Origin of the sequence: Streptomyces venetus (genome assembly GCF_039540295.1) — a bacterium.
In the GTDB taxonomy this organism is placed as follows: Bacteria; Actinomycetota; Actinomycetes; order Streptomycetales; family Streptomycetaceae; genus Streptomyces; species Streptomyces venetus.
The window spans coordinates 1-16,539 of the sequence record NZ_BAABET010000004.1 but is presented as its reverse complement, the minus strand read 5'-3'; the positions used below and the strand labels follow the sequence as shown (position 1 = coordinate 16,539).

Annotated in this window: 14 protein-coding genes and 2 pseudogenes; 2 read left to right on the top strand and 14 right to left on the bottom strand. The window is 71.8% G+C overall.

Annotated features, from left to right (window positions below; genetic code table 11):
- Positions 1 to 56: 56 nt before the first annotated feature.
- From ABEA82_RS13815 to ABEA82_RS13785, 7 genes and pseudogenes are all read right to left on the bottom strand, one after another.
- On the bottom strand, positions 57 to 1,787 hold the full coding sequence (locus tag ABEA82_RS13815) for a PP2C family protein-serine/threonine phosphatase (protein ID WP_345661741.1): 1,731 nt from the start codon (positions 1,785 to 1,787) through the stop codon (positions 57 to 59).
- Positions 1,784 to 2,407 (bottom strand): annotated as a pseudogene (locus tag ABEA82_RS13810) (SpoIIE family protein phosphatase); the annotation flags it as partial. The gene ABEA82_RS13815 and the pseudogene ABEA82_RS13810, both read right to left, overlap by 4 nt.
- Before the next feature lie 372 nt (positions 2,408 to 2,779).
- Positions 2,780 to 3,232, bottom strand: a pseudogene (locus tag ABEA82_RS13805) (anti-sigma regulatory factor); the annotation flags it as partial.
- On the bottom strand, positions 3,232 to 3,672 hold the full coding sequence (locus tag ABEA82_RS13800) for an anti-sigma regulatory factor (RefSeq protein ID WP_345662347.1): 441 nt from the start codon (positions 3,670 to 3,672) through the stop codon (positions 3,232 to 3,234). The gene ABEA82_RS13800 and the pseudogene ABEA82_RS13805, both read right to left, overlap by 1 nt.
- Positions 3,672 to 4,088, bottom strand: coding sequence for an STAS domain-containing protein (locus tag ABEA82_RS13795; protein ID WP_003987869.1), 417 nt, complete (start codon positions 4,086 to 4,088; stop codon positions 3,672 to 3,674). The genes ABEA82_RS13800 and ABEA82_RS13795 overlap by 1 nt, the downstream gene beginning before the upstream one ends.
- Positions 4,085 to 4,972, bottom strand: a complete 888-nt coding sequence (locus tag ABEA82_RS13790; RefSeq protein WP_345661740.1) for an STAS domain-containing protein — start codon at positions 4,970 to 4,972, stop codon at positions 4,085 to 4,087. The genes ABEA82_RS13795 and ABEA82_RS13790 overlap by 4 nt, the downstream gene beginning before the upstream one ends.
- Positions 4,973 to 5,246: 274 nt before the next feature.
- Positions 5,247 to 5,648 (bottom strand): STAS domain-containing protein, encoded by a 402-nt coding sequence (locus ABEA82_RS13785; protein ID WP_345661739.1) that lies wholly within the window; start codon positions 5,646 to 5,648, stop codon positions 5,247 to 5,249.
- Positions 5,649 to 5,989: 341 nt separating this feature from the next.
- On the opposite strand from ABEA82_RS13785, the gene ABEA82_RS13780 reads away from it, so the two are divergent.
- The gene (locus ABEA82_RS13780; protein WP_345661738.1) at positions 5,990 to 6,361 is read left to right on the top strand and encodes a PRC-barrel domain containing protein; all 372 of its coding nucleotides are present in this window, start codon (positions 5,990 to 5,992) and stop codon (positions 6,359 to 6,361) included.
- Between the two features lie 42 nt (positions 6,362 to 6,403).
- On the opposite strand, the gene ABEA82_RS13775 is transcribed toward ABEA82_RS13780, so the two are convergent.
- On the bottom strand, positions 6,404 to 6,838 hold the full coding sequence (locus ABEA82_RS13775; protein WP_345661737.1) for an ATP-binding protein: 435 nt from the start codon (positions 6,836 to 6,838) through the stop codon (positions 6,404 to 6,406).
- A 117-nt stretch (positions 6,839 to 6,955) separates the two neighbouring features.
- Positions 6,956 to 8,857: an AMP-dependent synthetase/ligase gene (locus ABEA82_RS13770; RefSeq protein ID WP_345661736.1), complete on the bottom strand. Its 1,902-nt coding sequence runs from the start codon at positions 8,855 to 8,857 to the stop codon at positions 6,956 to 6,958.
- A gap of 150 nt (positions 8,858 to 9,007) precedes the next feature.
- Between ABEA82_RS13770 and ABEA82_RS13765 the strand changes: the two genes are divergently transcribed.
- Complete coding sequence (locus ABEA82_RS13765; RefSeq protein ID WP_345661735.1) at positions 9,008 to 9,241, top strand: DUF6480 family protein; 234 nt, start codon at positions 9,008 to 9,010, stop codon at positions 9,239 to 9,241.
- A gap of 28 nt (positions 9,242 to 9,269) precedes the next feature.
- On the opposite strand, the gene ABEA82_RS13760 is transcribed toward ABEA82_RS13765, so the two are convergent.
- The 5 genes from ABEA82_RS13760 to ABEA82_RS13740 all read right to left on the bottom strand — a co-directional run.
- Entirely contained in the window at positions 9,270 to 10,358 is a 1,089-nt protein-coding gene (locus ABEA82_RS13760) for a glutamate--cysteine ligase 2 (protein ID WP_345661734.1), read from the bottom strand.
- Between the two features lie 113 nt (positions 10,359 to 10,471).
- Positions 10,472 to 12,679 carry a 1,4-alpha-glucan branching protein GlgB gene (glgB, locus tag ABEA82_RS13755; RefSeq protein WP_345661733.1) on the bottom strand — a complete coding sequence of 736 codons (2,208 nt, stop codon included), beginning with the start codon at positions 12,677 to 12,679 and terminating at the stop codon, positions 10,472 to 10,474.
- A 3-nt stretch (positions 12,680 to 12,682) separates the two neighbouring features.
- A complete protein-coding gene (locus ABEA82_RS13750) occupies positions 12,683 to 14,044 on the bottom strand; it encodes a maltokinase N-terminal cap-like domain-containing protein (RefSeq protein ID WP_345661732.1) in 1,362 nt (453 codons plus the stop codon).
- Between the two features lie 28 nt (positions 14,045 to 14,072).
- A complete protein-coding gene (treS, locus tag ABEA82_RS13745; protein WP_345661731.1) occupies positions 14,073 to 15,791 on the bottom strand; it encodes a maltose alpha-D-glucosyltransferase in 1,719 nt (572 codons plus the stop codon).
- A partial coding sequence (locus ABEA82_RS13740; protein WP_345661730.1) for an alpha-amylase family glycosyl hydrolase occupies positions 15,788 to 16,539 on the bottom strand: 752 nt, incomplete at its 5' end. The genes treS and ABEA82_RS13740, both read right to left, overlap by 4 nt.

The window sequence follows — 16,539 nt, the reverse complement described above, 5'->3', positions numbered from 1 at the left end:
AAGCACCAGGCCGGCGTGAAGAAGGCGTGCACAGACCCGCGGGACCGGCCCTTCCGTCAGGGCCGGGCGCCCTCCCCCTGGAGGTGACACAGCAACAGACACACGTCGTCGTCGCGTTCGGAGTCGCTCAGCAGCGGATGCAGGATCCGGTCCGCCGAGCCTTCCAGGTCCGCGTCGAGCTCCGCGGAACGGAACCCGCCGAGGGCCTCCGCCAGCCGCTCGATGCCCGGGTCTATGCCCTGCGCACGCCGTTCGACCAGCCCGTCCGTGTACAGCGCGAGCGTCGAGCCGGGTGCCAGACGCTCCGTGTGGTCGCCGATCTCCTGGGTGAGCGGGATACCGAGCATGGCACCGGGTTTGGCGTCGAGGGTGCGCACGGTTCCGTCGGGCAGCCGCAGCACCGGCGGTGGATGGCCCGCGGCCGCCCACGTCAGCGTGGGTTCGTCGGGGTGGAACCGCGCGATGACGGCGGTGGCGTACAGGTCCGGCTGGAGATGGTGCAGGAACCGGTGCAGCCGGGTCAGCAGCCGGCCCGGGCTGTCGCCGTCCACGGCGTACGCCCGCAGCGCGGTGCGCAGCTGGCTCATCATGACGGCCGCGTGCAGACCGTGCCCGGTCACGTCGCCGATGACCGTGATGAGACCGCCGTCCCGCTGGCGGAACGCGTCGTACCAGTCACCGCCGATGTTCAGCCCGTGGGTGGCGGGCAGATAGCGCGCCGCGAGGCTCAGGCCCGGCGTGGCCGGGAGATCCGTGAGCAAGGCCCGTTGCAGCGTCTCGGCGATGTCGCGGTTGTGTTCAAAACGCCGGGCGTTGTCGATCGCGATGCTGGCCCGCCGGGTCAGCTCGATCAGCATCACCGCGTCGTCCGGGTCCCAGCGGGGCCCGGGCGGCGACAGGGTCAGCACCCCGAGCGGCGCCCGCCGCGTCGGCAGCGGCACGCACAGCAGCGGACGCCCGGGATCGAGCGCCGACGGCGGATGGTCGTCGACGCCGGGCAGCCCGCCGGGATGGTCGGCGGCGTACTGGGGCCGGCCGGTGCGGGCCGCGACCACGGCGGCGGCCGGGTGCGGCGTCGACCGGCGCTTGTCGGCCTCGTGGTCGAACAGCCAGATGTCCACACTGCTCGCGTACTCCGGAACCAGCAGGTCCGGCAGCCGGCGCACGATCTCCTCGTGGTTGAGCGAGGAGGTCAGCACGGCACTCGCGTCCGCGAGGAACGTCAGTCTGCGCCGGGCGCTCTCCGCCTCGTTCCGGGCGCTGCGCTCGGCGGCGAAGGCCTCGCGCTGCGCCAGCCCGGCCGCGTCCAGCTCCGCGTGCAACGCCAGGACGCCCTGGTTGGTCTGGTGCAGCTCCTCACGGTGGAAGGCGACCAGATCCTCCTGCTCGGTGAGCTTGTCCAGCACCACGGCCGTGTCCTCGTCGGCGCCGAGCAGCGCCTCCGCGAGGGCCGCGGGGTCGTCCGCGACGGCGCCGTCCTCCGCGCTCCGGGCCGCCTCGGGGCAGGGGACCGTGACCTCCCACGGCGGCTCCCCGGCGGCACACGCCTCCGGGGACGGCGTCACCACGGCGTGCAGCAGTCCCTCCTCGGCGGGGGAGCCGGCCATGTCCAGGGTGAGCAGCCAGGTGCCGCCCTTGGTGAGGCACTGCCGCAGGTGGCCGCTGAGGGCGGCCGCGAGCCGCGTCCGTTCGACGGTGGGCACACCGTACGCGGCGGCCAGTCGCGCGAGGGCGATGCGGGCGCGGGCCGCGTCGGTGACGGTGGTGATCTGCCAAGTGCGCATCATGGGTGTTCCGGCGGGGTCGGAGTCAGCACGGCCACGGCGGTGTCGTCCCGCACCGGCCGGGCGGGACTGCTCGCGTCACGTATCGTCACGGCGGCCGTCACGGCCGGGTCGGCCGCCGCCGGGCCCGCGTCGGACGGCGGTGTCCAGCGGCTGGGCAGGCCGTCGGTGTGCAGGATCAGCAGCGGGTCGCCCGTCCAGTCGGCCTCCTCCGCACGGAGGGTGGCGGGCCGGTGCACGCCGACGATGCCGGGCCGGGACACCAGGGGATGCCAGGTGCCGTCGGTGCGCAGCCGCGCTCCCACGTTCCCGATGCCGGCGAACCGCAGCCGCCCGGCACGCAGGTCCAGCTGGGCCAGGGCGACGGCCGCGCCGCGGGTGGCCTTGAGGGCGTCGTGGAGCTGCCGCAGCGCCTCGGCGGGACCGAGGTGGGCCCAGCGGTGCAGCGCCGCGACCGCGGCCGACGAGGCCCGGGCCGCCTCCGGACCGTGCCCCAGCCCGTCCGCCAGCATCAGCGTCACCAGGTCCCCGGAACGCACCCACGTCCAGGCGTCTCCCGAGAACTCGGCACCCGCGTAGGGAATGTTCACCCCACCGGCGCGCACATCGGCGACCGGCATGGAGGGCTCCCTCGACGGGTCCGGCCGCTCGGCGCACCGGGTCCCACCGTCTCCCGGCAGCCCGCGGGCCGGAACCGCCTCGGCGCCGGGCGGTCCGGGAGCGGGCGCTTCGCGGAGGTAGGGCTCGACCGCCCACGCGGGGCTGTCCGCGGGCGCGTCGGCGGGCAGGGGCCTGCCGGCCACCGCAGGGTGTCCGGTCAGGCCGCCGCAGGCCACGGTGTCCGTGGGCGTGGTGCCCTGTGTAGCGCTGTCCGGCACGCCGGACGGTCGGCGTCCGGAGCCGGAGGTCCCGCCGCCGGACCACACGGAGTCCGGGGCGACGCGCCCGGACCTGTCGTCCCGGCTGCCCGGCACCCCGTCGGACCACACCGTCTCGGCCGGCCCGGCGGACACGCCGTCACCGCGCTGTGTGGAGCCCACGCGGGCCACCGCGACCGTGCCGCGGCCCGGCGTGCTGTGCAGGTCGAAGTCGTCGGCGAGCCGCAGACACGTGCCGAGGCCGGCGCCGAGCGAGCGGGTCGTGGAGACGCCGTCGCGCAGCGCCGCGGGCAGGTCGGCGATGCCCGGGCCGTGGTCGATCGCGACGATCTGCACCATCCGGGCCCCCGCACCGACCCGCCGCAGCACGGGAGGGTCCACGACGTCGATGAGCACCTGACCACCCTCGCCATGCTTGAGCAGGTTCGTGGCGAGCTCGGTCGCGACCAGCGCGGCGGCCGCGGTGCGCCGCTCGTCGAGTCCGGCCAGGGCCGCCGCGCCCTCCGCGGCGACCCGCGTCTCGCGCACCCGGGTCGAGTCGCGCACCGGGACGTCCCACAGGCGGGGCATCAGGCCCCCTCGCGCGGCCGGGGCGGCCGGGCCACCCAGCAGGTGACCCGCACGGCGGTGCCGGAGCCCGGGGTGCTGTCGATGTCGAAGTCGTGGACCAGGCGCCGCGCACCGCTCAGCCCCATGCCCAGACCGCCGCCGGAGGTGTAGCCGTCGCTGAGCGCCAGCTCCAGGTCGGCGATGCCCGGCCCCTCGTCGGTGAAGGCCAGCCGGAGCCCCTGCGAGCCCCCGTTGCTCACCTGCGTCACCGTCATCTGTCCGCCGCCGCCGTGCACGAGGGTGTTGCGGGCCAGCTCACTGGCCGCTGTGACCAGCTTGGTCTGATCCACCAGACCGAAGCCGAGACGGGCCGCGGCCTGCCGCACGTGCTGTCGCACCCACACCAGGTCCATGTCGGACCGGATGGGCAGGCAGGCCTCCACGCCCGCGGCGGTGTGCATCACGGACTCTCCTGACGCGGACCGCCCGGGCGGGACGGGGCCTGCTGCGAGAGGAGCTCCATGCCCGCCTCGGTGCTGAGCGCGGTGCCGAGACCGGGCAGCGTCAGGCCCAGTTCCACCAGGGTGATGGCGACCGCGGGGCGCATGCCGGCCACCACGGTCCGCGCGGCGAGCAGCTTCGCCTGCGCGGCGATCTCGGCCAGCACCCGGCCGAGGAAGGAGTCGACGATCTCCACGCCCGAGATGTCGATCAGGACACCGCGCACCCCGGTGCGGGAGACGGTCTCCGCGAGGTCCTGCTGGAGCTGCTGTGCCGTGCTGTCGTGCAGATCCCCCTGGAGCGTGACCAGCAGGACGTCGCCGAGCCGGAGCACCGGTACGTGCCCCGTGACGGGACCGGAGTAGGCGTCGCTCACCGCTGACCCGCACCCGGCTTCACGATGTCCGCGCCGAGCTGGTGCAGCGCGTAACCCAGCGCGTCGGCGAGGCTCGCGCGGGTGATCACGTCCAGGTCCAGGCCGAGATGGACGATGGTCTGCGCGATGGCGGGGCGGATGCCTGAGACGATGCACTCGGCGCCCATCAGCCGCGCCGCCGCGACGGTCTTCATCAGATGCTGCGCCACCAGCGAGTCGACCGTGGGAACGCCGGTGATGTCGAGGATCGCGAACCGGGCGTGCTGCTCGACGACGGCGTTCAGCAGCGTCTCCATCACGATCTGGCTGCGTGCGCTGTCGAGTGTTCCGATCAGCGGCACGGCCACGATGCCGTCCCACAGCCGGATGACGGGCGTGGCCACCTCCATCAGCTGCATCCGCTGCCGGTCGCTGAGCGCCTGCCACTCGCTCAGCGCCGTCTGCATCGCCACCAGCCGCAGGGTGCCCATCAGCACGGTGAGGACCGTCGAACACTCCCGCAGGTGCTCGGGCGGCGCCTGCTGAAGATCGGCGGTCAGCAGGTTCTCGACGGGCGGCCGCAGCGCGGCCAGCTCACTGGAGACCTGCGTGTTCGACAACCCGGCGCGCGAGCGGGCGGCGCCCATCCGGCCCAGCTGCTCGCGCACCCCGCTGAACCCGGCGGAGTCCGGATCCTCCACGTGCCCCGAGTCGGCCACCTGGGTCAGCGCGTCCACGACGACCTTGCCCGCTTCCACCGCCTCGTCGCGCGAGACGGTGAACACGGCGCGGAACAAGGGCTCGTCCGCCCACCGCTGGGCGATCTGCTCACGTCGGCGGTGCAGGAAGTCCCTCACCTCGTCCGTGGGCGTGGCGAGCTGTCCGTCCGCTTCGTGCTCCGGCACCTGGTTCTCTCCTCATCCACTCATCCGCGTTGCGTCGGCCGAACCCGCTTCAGACAACGAGACGGCGATGTGACACTTGCCGGGCGACAACTCTAACCATGCGCCGACCTCGCACGACACCTGATCCCGCGCAAGTGGTCCGGTCCCGGAGAACGGCGGTTCGGCCACCGCCGTCACCGGCGCACGCGGGGTGGACCGACGTCCGGGCAGGGCGGATCGAGGACACTCGGCCGCCGGTCCTGCCGGGGCCGTGCCCGCGGGGGCACCCGGTTCGTCAGACGCCTTCCTGCCCCGGCTCCTCGGGGACGGCCGGCCCGGCGTCGACACGGGCCAGGGCCTCTTCCAGGCTCTCCGATATCGGCACCGTGATACTGACGCCGGTCAGGTCCAGCACGCGTCGCACCGCCGGGGTCGGGCTGATGACATGCACGCTTCCGCCGTCCCCGCGGGTCTCCTGGTACACCCGCAGGATGATGTTCATCCCGGACGAGTCCATGAACGGGACGGACGACAGGTCGAGCAGGAAGTGCCGTCGGCCGTGGTGGAGTTGGTTGGCCAGATGGGCCTGGAACTCGGTCGCGGTGTCGACGTCCAGGTAGCCGTCGACCGTGATCAGGGCCACGTCCTCCCGGGGCAGTTCGACTTCCACGGACAGCGGGTTCTGGGCGAGGGGCACGGGTACCTCCAACAAGTGCTACGGCCTGGGCAGGTCACCTCTGCGGATGACCGCGGTGCGGGGCGATGCCGGTCCTGGGGCGGGTTCTGATGCCGTTTCTCATGTGCCTCCCTTCATGCCGGTCTCCGTTTTCACCGCGCCCCGCGATTACCCCGGACGCGGCCCTCCATGCCTCCGGCGGCGAACCTGTCCGAGCCCCGACGCCCGAGGCCCCGGGACCGCCGGGCCGTGCGCCGAATGCGCTTGCGACAGAGGGGTAATTGCTGCTGTGGAGCGGGGCGGGCGGGAGCCGTCCGCCCGGGTTCGAGGGATCCGCACACCCCCAGGGAGGATGGAGCAGCGTGGCCATCGACAGAATCTGGTCGTACGCACCGGACAGCGGTCACGTCGAGGGGCAGGACCTGACCGGGTTCACCGTCGCCGCGACCGACGGCACGATCGGGCACGTGGACCGGGAGGCGGCCCCGCACGGCATGCGGCACCTGGTCGTCGACACCGGCGTCTGGGTGTTCGGCCGCAGTGTCCTGGTACCGGCCGGAGTCGTCACCGCGGTCGACCCGCAGGCCCGCAAGATCATGCTGGCCTGCAGCCGGTCGGACGCCAAGGCGGCACCTCGCTTCCAGACGGACAGCGAGACCAGGGACCGGGAGTATCTGACCGCCGTCGGCGACTACTACCACCGGCTGCCGCCGCGCGAGACGGCCTCGGCCTGAGCGAACCGGTCACGGGCGCACAGCGCCCGTGACATTCGCGGTTCACCAGGGCAGAAAGACGTGCACGTCCTTTCCGCGGTCGTCGGTCACCACGCTGACCTGGTCGCACAGGGTGTGGATCAGGTGCCAGCCGATTCCGCCGCCGCCACTGCGAGGATCGAAGGGGCGGGGGGCGGGCTCCTTGGTGCTGGTGTCGTGCAGGACCACATGCACCCCGTCGAAGGTCCGGCGCATCCGCAGCGCGAACGGGCCCGGCGCGTACTGGACCGCGTTGGCGGCCAGTTCCGTCACCACCAACAGGATGTCGTCCCAGTACTCGGGGGCGGAGGGGGGCGAGGAGCGTGCCAGATCACGCAGGAACTCCTCCGCCGCGAGCCGCGCACCCGTCACGTCGTGCGGCTCGCCCACGAAGCTGTTCGTGCGGCTCGGGATCTCCTCGGAGGTCAGTGCGTCATCCCCACGCGGCTCGGTTGACATATCGCCTTTCCGGCCCGGCGCCAGCAAGGGCTGTCGTCAGGGCTGTCGTCCTTTCTCTTGCGTCGCCACTGTTGCGTGTTCCCGAGGGGGCGAGGGCTACGCGTCCAGCTCCCGAGCTCAGCGGAACACATTGTCCGAGTCATCCCAGTTCGACGCTTCGTCCGCGCTGATCGTCGCCCGCCCGGGACGCCTGCGTGACTGGTACATCGCGTCGATCTCGGTCGCGTAGTGTCGCACGATCTCGTCCCGGCGCAGCTTCATCGAGGGCGTCAGCAGTCCGTTGGTCACGTCGAACGGCTCCGGCAGGACCCGGAACACCCGGATCGACTCCGACCGGGACACGGCGCTGTTGGCCGCCGCCACGGCCCGCGCGACCTCCTCCCGCAGCGCGTTCTCCTCACGGGCCTCCCGCATCTCGCCCTGGAGCGCCAGCGCCGCACGCCAGTGCGCCAAGAACTCCGGATCCAGCGTGATCAGGGCGCCGACACAGGGCAGGTTGTCGCCCACGACCACCGCCTGGTGGATGAGCGGGTGCATCCGCAGCCGCTGTTCCAGGGCGGCCGGGGCGACGCTCTTGCCGCTGCTGGTGATGATGATGTCCTTCTTGCGGCCGGTGATCGTCAGATAGCCCTCGGAGTCCAGCTGCCCCAGGTCCCCGGTGGCCAGCCAGCCGTCGCGCAGCGCGGCCCGGGTGGCGCCGTCGTCACCCAGGTATCCCTGGAACACCGACGGGCCGCGCACCAGGATCTCCCCGTCCTCGGCCAGCTGGATCTCCGTGCCCGGCAGCGGCTGCCCGACGGTCCCCGACTTCTCCCGGCCCAGCGGCTGCATCGTCACCCCGCCGCCGGTCTCCGTCAGGCCGTACCCGTCGTGCACGTAGATGCCGATGCCCTCGTAGAACAGCGACAGGTCCCGGCTGAGCGGGGAGCCGCCGGACGTCGCCCGGCGCACCCGGCCGCCCAGCGCGGCCCGTAGCCTGCGGTACACCGTCCGCTCGTACAGGGCGTGCTGGAGCCGCAGATCGAAGCCGGGGCCGCGGCCCCGGCCCAGACGCTGGCGCTCCAGCGCCGCGGCGAAGTCCCGCGCCGTCTCGGCGGCCCGCTCGAACAGACCGGCGTGACCCCCCTGCTGGGCCGTGCGCAGGAAGTTCTTGTAGATCTTCTCGAACATCGACGGGACCGCGTAGAAGTACGTGGGCCGGAAGGAGCGCAGCGCCGAGAACAGAGCTTCCCCGTCCAGGTCGGCCTGGTGCCCCATCAGCAGGCCACCGCGCAGGCACAGGCCCTGGATCATCAGCCCGTACACGTGCGAGAAGGGCAGGAAGGCGAGCACCGACCCCTGCTCACCGGGGCGTGCGGCGGTGTGCCCCCAGCCCGCCAGCAGCGTGTCGCAGGGGGCGGCCAGGTTGCGGTGGCTGAGGGCGCAGCCCAAGGCGTGGCCGGAGGTGCCGGAGGTGTAGGCGACGACGGCCGTGGAGTCCGGCAGCACGATACGGCGCATCGAGTCCACCGTCGCCTGCGGGACGGACTCCCCGCGCACCGCCAGTTCCTCCAGCGCACCGGCGTCCAGCTGCCAGACGTGGCGCAGCAACGGCAACGACGCGCACACCGAGCCGACGGTCATGACGCCCTGCTCGTCCTCGACCACCACGGCGACACAGCCGGCGTCCCGCAGGATCCACTCGACCTGGTCGCGCGAGGCCGTCGGATAGACCGGGACGACCTCGGCCCCCACGGCCCACAACGCGTAGCACAGGACCGTCCACTCGTACCGGGTGCGCGCCATGATCGCCACGCGATGGCCCGGCGCGATCCCGGAGGCGATCAGCCCCTTGGCCGCGTCCACCACCTCGTCGCGCAGCTCGATCGCCGTCACCTCCTCCCAGCGGGCGGAGGCGGGGTCGGCGCGGCGGGCGAGCAGCGGCCGGGTGGGCTCGCGGTCCGCCGTCTCGAAGACGCTGTCGGCGAGCCCGCCGGTCAGGGGCGTCACGGCCGGTGGAGCGACGGCGAGGTCGCGCATGCACTGCTCCTGACGTGTACGGGGTGTGACATTGCCGACGGGTACCGTCATCGGCGGGGCTCGAATGTAGTCGAGGAGGGCGCCTCAGGGGTCCGGAAATACGGAAGTGGTTCATCTGATGATCTCGGCGTGAGGGGGGACCCGGACGGCATGACTCACATCAGTCCCGATCCCGAACCCGAGCGCACCCCCGGCCTGGAACCGGGCGGCGGCGTACCGCCGGGCGAGACCCCGCCCGCGGAGAGCAGCCTGCCCGAGGCGGGGCCCCGGGAGACGCACAACCCGCCCAAGGGCTGGTCCAGGGCACCACTGGCCGTGATCATCGTCGTCGTGGTGCTGGTCGCGGCGTTCTTCCTGGCCTACGCCCTCGTCCTGATCCTCTGAACCCGTACCGCGCGGCAGCCGAGACGTCTCACGCCTGCGTATGGCGCACGCACTCGGTGACGACGTCCCGCAGGCTCCCCGTGCGCTCCATCAGCTCGCGCTGCACCCGGGCGCCGTTGCCGTCCCGCAGCACTTCCTCGCAGGCGGCCCGCGCCCGATCGAGGTCACCGGTGCCCGCGAGGGCCTCCTCGACGTGGTCCAGCAGGGCACGGACGACTGCCTCCGCGGGCATCCGCCGCATGGTCACGGGGTGCAGCAGCTCGCCCGTCAGGCCGGACCGGGCGGCCTGCCAGTCGGCCAGCCGCAGCAGGCTGACACTGTGGTCGAGCGGTTCGCGCCCTTCCCGCCACTCGCGGGCGGCGGTCTCGACGAGCCCGCGGGCGAGCATGGCGATCAGCACGGCGGTGCCGGAGTGCAGGCAGACGTCCGAGACCCGGATCTCCACCGTCGGGTACCGCTGGGACAGCCGGGCGTCGAAGTAGATCATCCCGTCGTCGAGGATGGCGCCCGTGGCCACCATGTCCGCGATCAGCCGGTGGTAGCGCTCGGCCGACCCGAAGATCTCCGTGGGACCGGCCGACGGCCAGCGCAGCCACACCCTGCTGCGATAGCTGCTGTAACCCGAGTCCTTGCCCTGCCAGAACGGCGAGTTCGCACTGATCGCCTTCAGGACCTGGAGCCAGGGCCGCAGTCGGTCGACGACCGCCACGCCCTCGTCCTCGGACTCGACCGAGACGTGCACATGGCAGCCCATGACGAGCTGTTCCCGGGTGGCGATGCCGTACTGGTCCGCCATCCACTGGTAGCGCCGGTTGACGCCGATGGCGGGGCTCACCGGCAGCGGGGAGGTGGCGAGCGCCGCGACCGTGCAGCCGATCTCCCCGGCGTGCCGGGCGGCCTCCTTGCGGCAGCGGACGATCTCCGCGCGCAGGCTCTCCATGGACGACTGCGGATGGGTGGCGAACTCCAGCATCTGCTCGTGGAGTTCCTTCTCGAAGACGTCCTGTTCCGCGTCGTCCTGTGCGGCCCTGGCGAGCACCGCTGCGGACAGTGCCCGCGGTTCCCCTGTCTCCGGATCGACCAGGAGGAGTTCTTCCTCCACTCCGACGGTGCGCACCCTGATGCCCGCCCTTCTGTGCCCCTGCCGCCTCGTACCACCGGGTTCTCCCGGCGGGTACGACCCTTAGTGCCCCTCACAGGCGGCGGGACACCTGGCGCGACGGCAGGACTTCACGGAGCGAACGGCGTCAGCCAGACCGTGGCCAGCGGAGGCAGGGTGATGCGGACACGGCCGTCCTCCCGTTTCACCGGATCCGGGTTGGTGACGCCGCTGCCCCCGTAGCGCGTGGCGTCGGTGTTGAGGCTCTCCTGCCAGGCGTCGGTCTCGTCCGGGACCCACAGGTCGTAGTCGTGCCGGACGACGGGGGAGAAGTTCGACACCGCGAGCAAGGGGTTGCGCTCGGCGTCGTACCGGAGGAACGCGAAGACGTTGTCGTCGGCCGAGTCCACCGCCACCCAGCGAAAGCCCTCCGGGCGGGTGTCGCACTGCCACAGCGCCGGGGTCGCCCGGTACGCCGCGTTGAGATCGCGGACCAGATCGCGCACGCCCCGGTGGTCGCCCGCCGAGTGGTAGCCGTCGTCGAGCAGCCACCACTCCGGCCCGTGCTCCACCGACCACTCGGCCCCCTGCGCGAACTCCTGCCCCATGAACAGCAGCTGCTTGCCGGGGTGGCTCCACATGAAGCCCAGATAGGCGCGGACGTTCGCGCGCCGCTGCCACCAGTCGCCCGGCGCCTTCGACACCAGTGCCTGCTTGCCGTGCACGACCTCGTCGTGGGAGATCGGCAGGACGTAGTTCTCGCTGTACGCGTACACCATCGAGAAGGTCATCTCATGGTGGTGGTACTTGCGGTGCACCGGCTCGTGGGAGAGGTACTCCAGCGAGTCGTGCATCCAGCCCATGTTCCACTTCAGCCCGAAACCGAGCCCGCCGGTGTCGGTGGGCCGGGTCACCCCGCCCCAGGCGGTGGACTCCTCCGCGATCGTGATCACGCCGGGGGCGCGCCGGTACACGGTCGCGTTCATCTCCTGGAGGAACCCCATGGCCGCCAGATCCTCCCGGCCGCCGTAGGCGTTGGGCTCCCACTGGCCGTCCTCGCGGGAGTAGTCGAGGTAGAGCATCGAGGCGACCGCGTCCACCCGCAGTCCGTCGATGTGGAACTCCTCGCACCAGTACACCGCGTTGGCCACGAGGAAGTTGCGCACCTCGGTGCGGGCGAAGTCGAACTCGTACGTGCCCCAGTCCGGGTGCTCGGCGCGCCGGTCGTCCCCGGGCTCGTACAGCGGGTCCCCGTCGAACCGGGCCAGCGCCCAGTCGTCCTTCGGGAAGTGCGCCGGGACCCAGTCCATGATCACGCCGATGCCGGCCCGGTGGCAGGCGTCGACGAAGTACCGGAAGTCGTCCGGAGAGCCCAGCCGCGCGGTCGGCGCGTAGAACCCCGTGACCTGGTAGCCCCAGGAGCCGTGGAAGGGGTGCTCGGCGACCGGCATCAGTTCGACGTGCGTGAAGCCGAGGTCCTTGACGTAGGCGGGAAGTTCCTCGGCGAGCTGCCGGTAGCCCAGCCCCGGGCGCCAGGACGCCAGATGCACCTCGTACACCGAGAACGGCGCCTCGTGCACCGGCGTGTCCGCGCGGTGCGCCATCCACTCGGCGTCGCCCCACTCGTAGTGCGAGGCCGTCACGATCGACGCCGTGTTCGGCGGTTCCTCCGTGCGGCGCGCCATCGGGTCCGCCTTGAGGAAGCGGTGGCCGTACCGGGAGTGGATCTCGAACTTGTAGGCGGTGCCCTCGCCGACGCCCGGCAGGAACAGCTCCCACACCCCGGAGGCGCCCAGGGACCGCATCGGGAACTGCGTACCGTCCCAGTGGGTGAAGTCCGCGGCGACCCGCACGCCCTGAGCGTTCGGCGCCCACACCGTGAACCGGGTGCCGGTCACGCCCTCGTGGGTCATCGGCTGCGCGCCGAGCGCCTGCCACAGCTGCTCGTGCCGGCCTTCGCGGATCAGGTGCAGGTCGAGCTCGCCGAGCGCGGGCAGGAAGCGGTACGGGTCGTGCGTCTCCTGCTCGCCGTCCTCATAGGCGACGTGCAGCAGGTACTCGGGGATCTCCGCCAGCGGCAGCACGCCCGAGAAGAGACCGTCGCCCTCCGAGGCGAGGGCTGTGCGCTTCCCGCCGATCACGACGCTCACGGAACGGGCGAAGGGCCGCAGCGCCCGGAACACGATCCCGCCGGGCACCGGGTGGGCGCCCAGCAGCGCGTGCGGGTCGTGGTGGGCGCCCGCCAGCAGGCGGCCGCGGTCCTCCGGACTCAGGGCGGGCGCGCTCGTGCTCGGGACCGGGCCGGCCGGCTCCTTGATTGAGGTGTCACGCAGGGCCACGGCTCAGTCTCCTCTCACAGCGAGGCGCTCGATCGCCGCCATCGGTACAGGCAGCCAGTCGGGGCGGTGCCGTGCCTCGTACAGCACCTCGTACACGGCCCGGTCCGTCTCGTAGGCGCGGAGCAGTCCGTGTTTCTTGCGGGGGTCCCAGCCGGCTCGGGCGGCATAGCCCGCGCAGTAGGCCTCGCGGCAGCGACGCGCCCACTCCGGCCGCCAGGGGCGGCGCTGCCGGGCGGCGTAGTCGAACGAGCGCAGCATCCCGGCGATGTCCCGCACGGGGGAGTGGGCGCTGCGCCGTTCGGAGAGCGGCCGGGACGGCTCGCCCTCGAAGTCGATGACGAACCATTCGCGGCCGGCCCGCAGCACCTGGCCCAGGTGCAGGTCGCCGTGGATGCGCTGGGCGGGCGGACCGGCATCGCAGGTCGTGAGGGCGGCGAACGCGGTCCGCAGGCCCGGCACGAACGGCTGGAGCGCGGGCACACAGTGCGCGGCGGCGTCCAGCCGCTCGGTCATCGCCGTCGCCGTACGCCCGTTCTCCCCGGGCGCGCCGACCGGGAAGGCCGAGGCCAGCGCGAGGTGCACGTCCGCCGTCGCCGCGCCCAGCGCCCGGGCCTGCACCGTGAAGTCGTCGCCTGCGGCCAGGGCGTGCAGCGCGAGCGTCCAGCCGTCGGAGGCGTCCCGCAGATACGGCTGGAGCACGCCGAGCGTGGCCTTGAACGGATGCTTCGTCTGGAACCAGGCCACCGGCGCGGGGACGCGGTGGCAGCCCTGACGGACCAGCGCGCCCGGCACCTCCAGGTCCGGATTGACACCCGGCTGGATCCGCCGGAAGACCTTCAGGATGTACTCGTCGCCGTACACCAGCGAGGAGTTGGACTGCTCCGCGTCCAGCAGCCGCGGCACCAGTCCGGCGGGCACCCGCTGGTCCGGGTCGCAGTCGAAGCGCAGGGGTCCCACGGTGCCGGGGAGCCGCAGCCGGTCCAGGAGCAACTGGGCCGAGCGGGGGTCGTGCAGCGCGTCGTAGACCGTCAGGCCGGCCAGCGGCCCGTCCTGCACCCGTCCGATGAGCGCCCGGCCGAGGCGCGGTGACGGGTGCTCCCGTACGCCGAGCAGCAGCTGGTAGCAGTCGCCGGCCGGGAGGGCCCCGCCGGGCGAGGGCACGCCCGTGTGACCGGCGTGCACCAGCAGGTGCAGACGGCCGGGGAACAGCTCGGTCATCGACAGCAGGCCGAGCTCGGTGACGGGCCGGTCCTTGCCCGCGAACCAGCGCTGTCGCGGCAGCCAGTCACGCAGCAGCGCGCCGAGCGACTCCATGGGCTCGGCCAGGCGCGTGAGGCCCGGGCGGACGGATGCCGTCTTCGGCATGGTCACGCCTCCTTTCGTCGGCGCGTGCTCACAGTCGCCTGCCGATGCGGGACGCGACGCGGTTGAGCCGGAACCAGTAGAAGCCGTGGCCCCCTAGGGTCAGCAGGTACGGCAGCTCGCCGATGGCGGGGAAGCGGACCCCGCCGAACAGCTCCACCGGGTGCCGCCCGGCGAACTCGCGCAGATCGAGTTCGGTGGGCTGGGCGAAGCGGGCGAAGTTGTTCACGCACAGCACCAGGTCGTCCTCGTACTCGCGCAGGAAGGCCAGCACCGCCGGGTTGGAGGAGGGAAGTTCGGTGTAGGTACCGAGACCGAAGGCGGGGTTCTGCTTGCGGATCTCGATCATGCGGCGGGTCCAGTGCAGCAGCGACGAGGGCGACGACATGGACGCCTCGACGTTGGTGACCTGATGGCCGTAGACCGGGTCCATGATCGCCGGCAGGAAGAGGCGGCCCGGATCGCAGGTGGAGAAGCCGGCGTTGCGGTCCGGCGTCCACTGCATCGGCGTGCGGACCGCGTCGCGGTCGCCGAGCCAGATGTTGTCGCCCATGCCGATCTCGTCGCCGTAGTAGAGGATCGGTGAACCGGGGAGGGCCAGCAGGAGCGCGGTGAACAGCTCGATGGTGTGCCGGTCGTTGTCCAGCAGGGGCGCGAGGCGGCGCCGGATGCCGATGTTGGCGCGCATGCGGGGGTCCTTGGCGTACTCGGCCCACATGTAGTCGCGCTCTTCGTCGGTGACCATCTCGAGCGTGAGCTCGTCGTGGTTGCGCAGGAACATCCCCCACTGGCAGCCCGAGGGGATGGCCGGGGTCTTGGCCAGGATCTCGGAGACGGGGTAGCGGGATTCCCGGCGGACGGCCATGAAGATGCGCGGCATGACCGGGAAGTGGAAGGCCATGTGGCACTCGTCGCCGCCGGCGGCGTAGTCGCCGAAGTAGTCGACGACGTCCTCCGGCCACTGATTGGCCTCGGCCAGCAGCACGGTGTCCGGGTACTGGGCGTCGATCTCGCGGCGGACCCGTTTGAGGAACGCGTGGGTGGCGGGCAGGTTCTCGCAGTTGGTGTCCTCGGCCGCGTACAGGTACGGCACGGCGTCCAGCCGGAACCCGTCGATGCCCAGGTCCAGCCAGAACTTCAGCGCGGCCAGGATCTCCTCCTGGACGCGCGGGTTCTCGTAGTTGAGGTCCGGCTGGTGCGAGAAGAAGCGGTGGAAGAAGTACTGGCCCCGCACCGGGTCGTGGGTCCAGTTCGACGTCTCGGTGTCGACGAAGATGATCCGCGCGTCCGGATAACCCTTGTCGTCGTCGGCCCACACGTAGTAGTCGCCGTAGGGCCCGTCGGGATCCTTCCTCGACTCCTGGAACCACGGGTGCTGGTCGCTGGTGTGGTTCATGACGAAGTCGATGATCACGCGCATGCCACGCTGGTGGGCGGCGTCGACGAACTCCACGAAGTCGGCGAGGTCGCCGAACTCCGGCAGTACGGCCGTGTAGTCGGCGACGTCGTAACCGCCGTCGCGCAGGGGGGACTTGAAGAACGGGGGCAGCCACAGGCAGTCGACGCCGAGCCACTGGAGGTAGTCGAGTTTGGCGGTCAGACCCTTCAGGTCACCGACGCCGTCGCCGTCGCTGTCCTGGAACGAGCGGACGAGCACCTCGTAGAAGACGGCGCGCTTGAACCAGTCCGGGTCCCGGTCCCGGGCAGGAGTGTCCTCGAAGGTGTCCAGCACGGGCTCGTTCACGGTCATGACGCTCCTGTCCCTCCGTTCGCCCCCGCGGCGGGCGGTGACAGGACGTGGAAGACGTGCGCGGGAGCCCGCCCCGGCTCCAGGCGCACGTAGTTGTTCCCGCTCCAGTGGTAGGTCTCGCCGGTGAGCTCGTCGCGCACCGGAACCGACTCGTGCCAGTCCAGGCCGAGTTGCGGCATGTCCAACGAGACCGTGGCCTCCTGGGCGTGGTGCGGGTCGAGATTGGCGACCACCAGGACGACGTCGGACCCGGTGCGCTTGCTGTACGCGATGAGCGCGTCGTTGTCGGTGTGGTGGAAGCGGAGGTTCCTGAGCCGGTGCAGCGCGGGGTGTTCCCGCCGGATGGTGTTGAGCCTGGTCAGCAGCGGGGTCAGGGTGCGGCCCTCGCGTTCGGCGGTGACCCAGTCACGGGGCCTGAGCTGGTACTTCTCCGAGTCGAGGTACTCCTCGCCGCCCTCCCTGAGCGGGGTGTTCTCGCACAGCTCGTAGCCGGAGTAGATGCCCCAGGTCGGGGAGAGGGTCGCGGCGAGCACGGCCCGGACCTCGAAGGCGGGCCGGCCGCCGGTCTGGAGGTAGTCGTGCAGGATGTCGGGGGTGTTGGTGAAGAAGTTGGGCCGCATATAGGAGGCGGCCTCGCCCGACAGCTCGGTGAGGTACTCGGTCAGTTCCTGCTTGGTGTTGCGCCAGGTGAAGTAGGTGTAGGACTGCTGGAAGCCGATCTGGGCCAGGGTGTGCATCATCGCCGGGC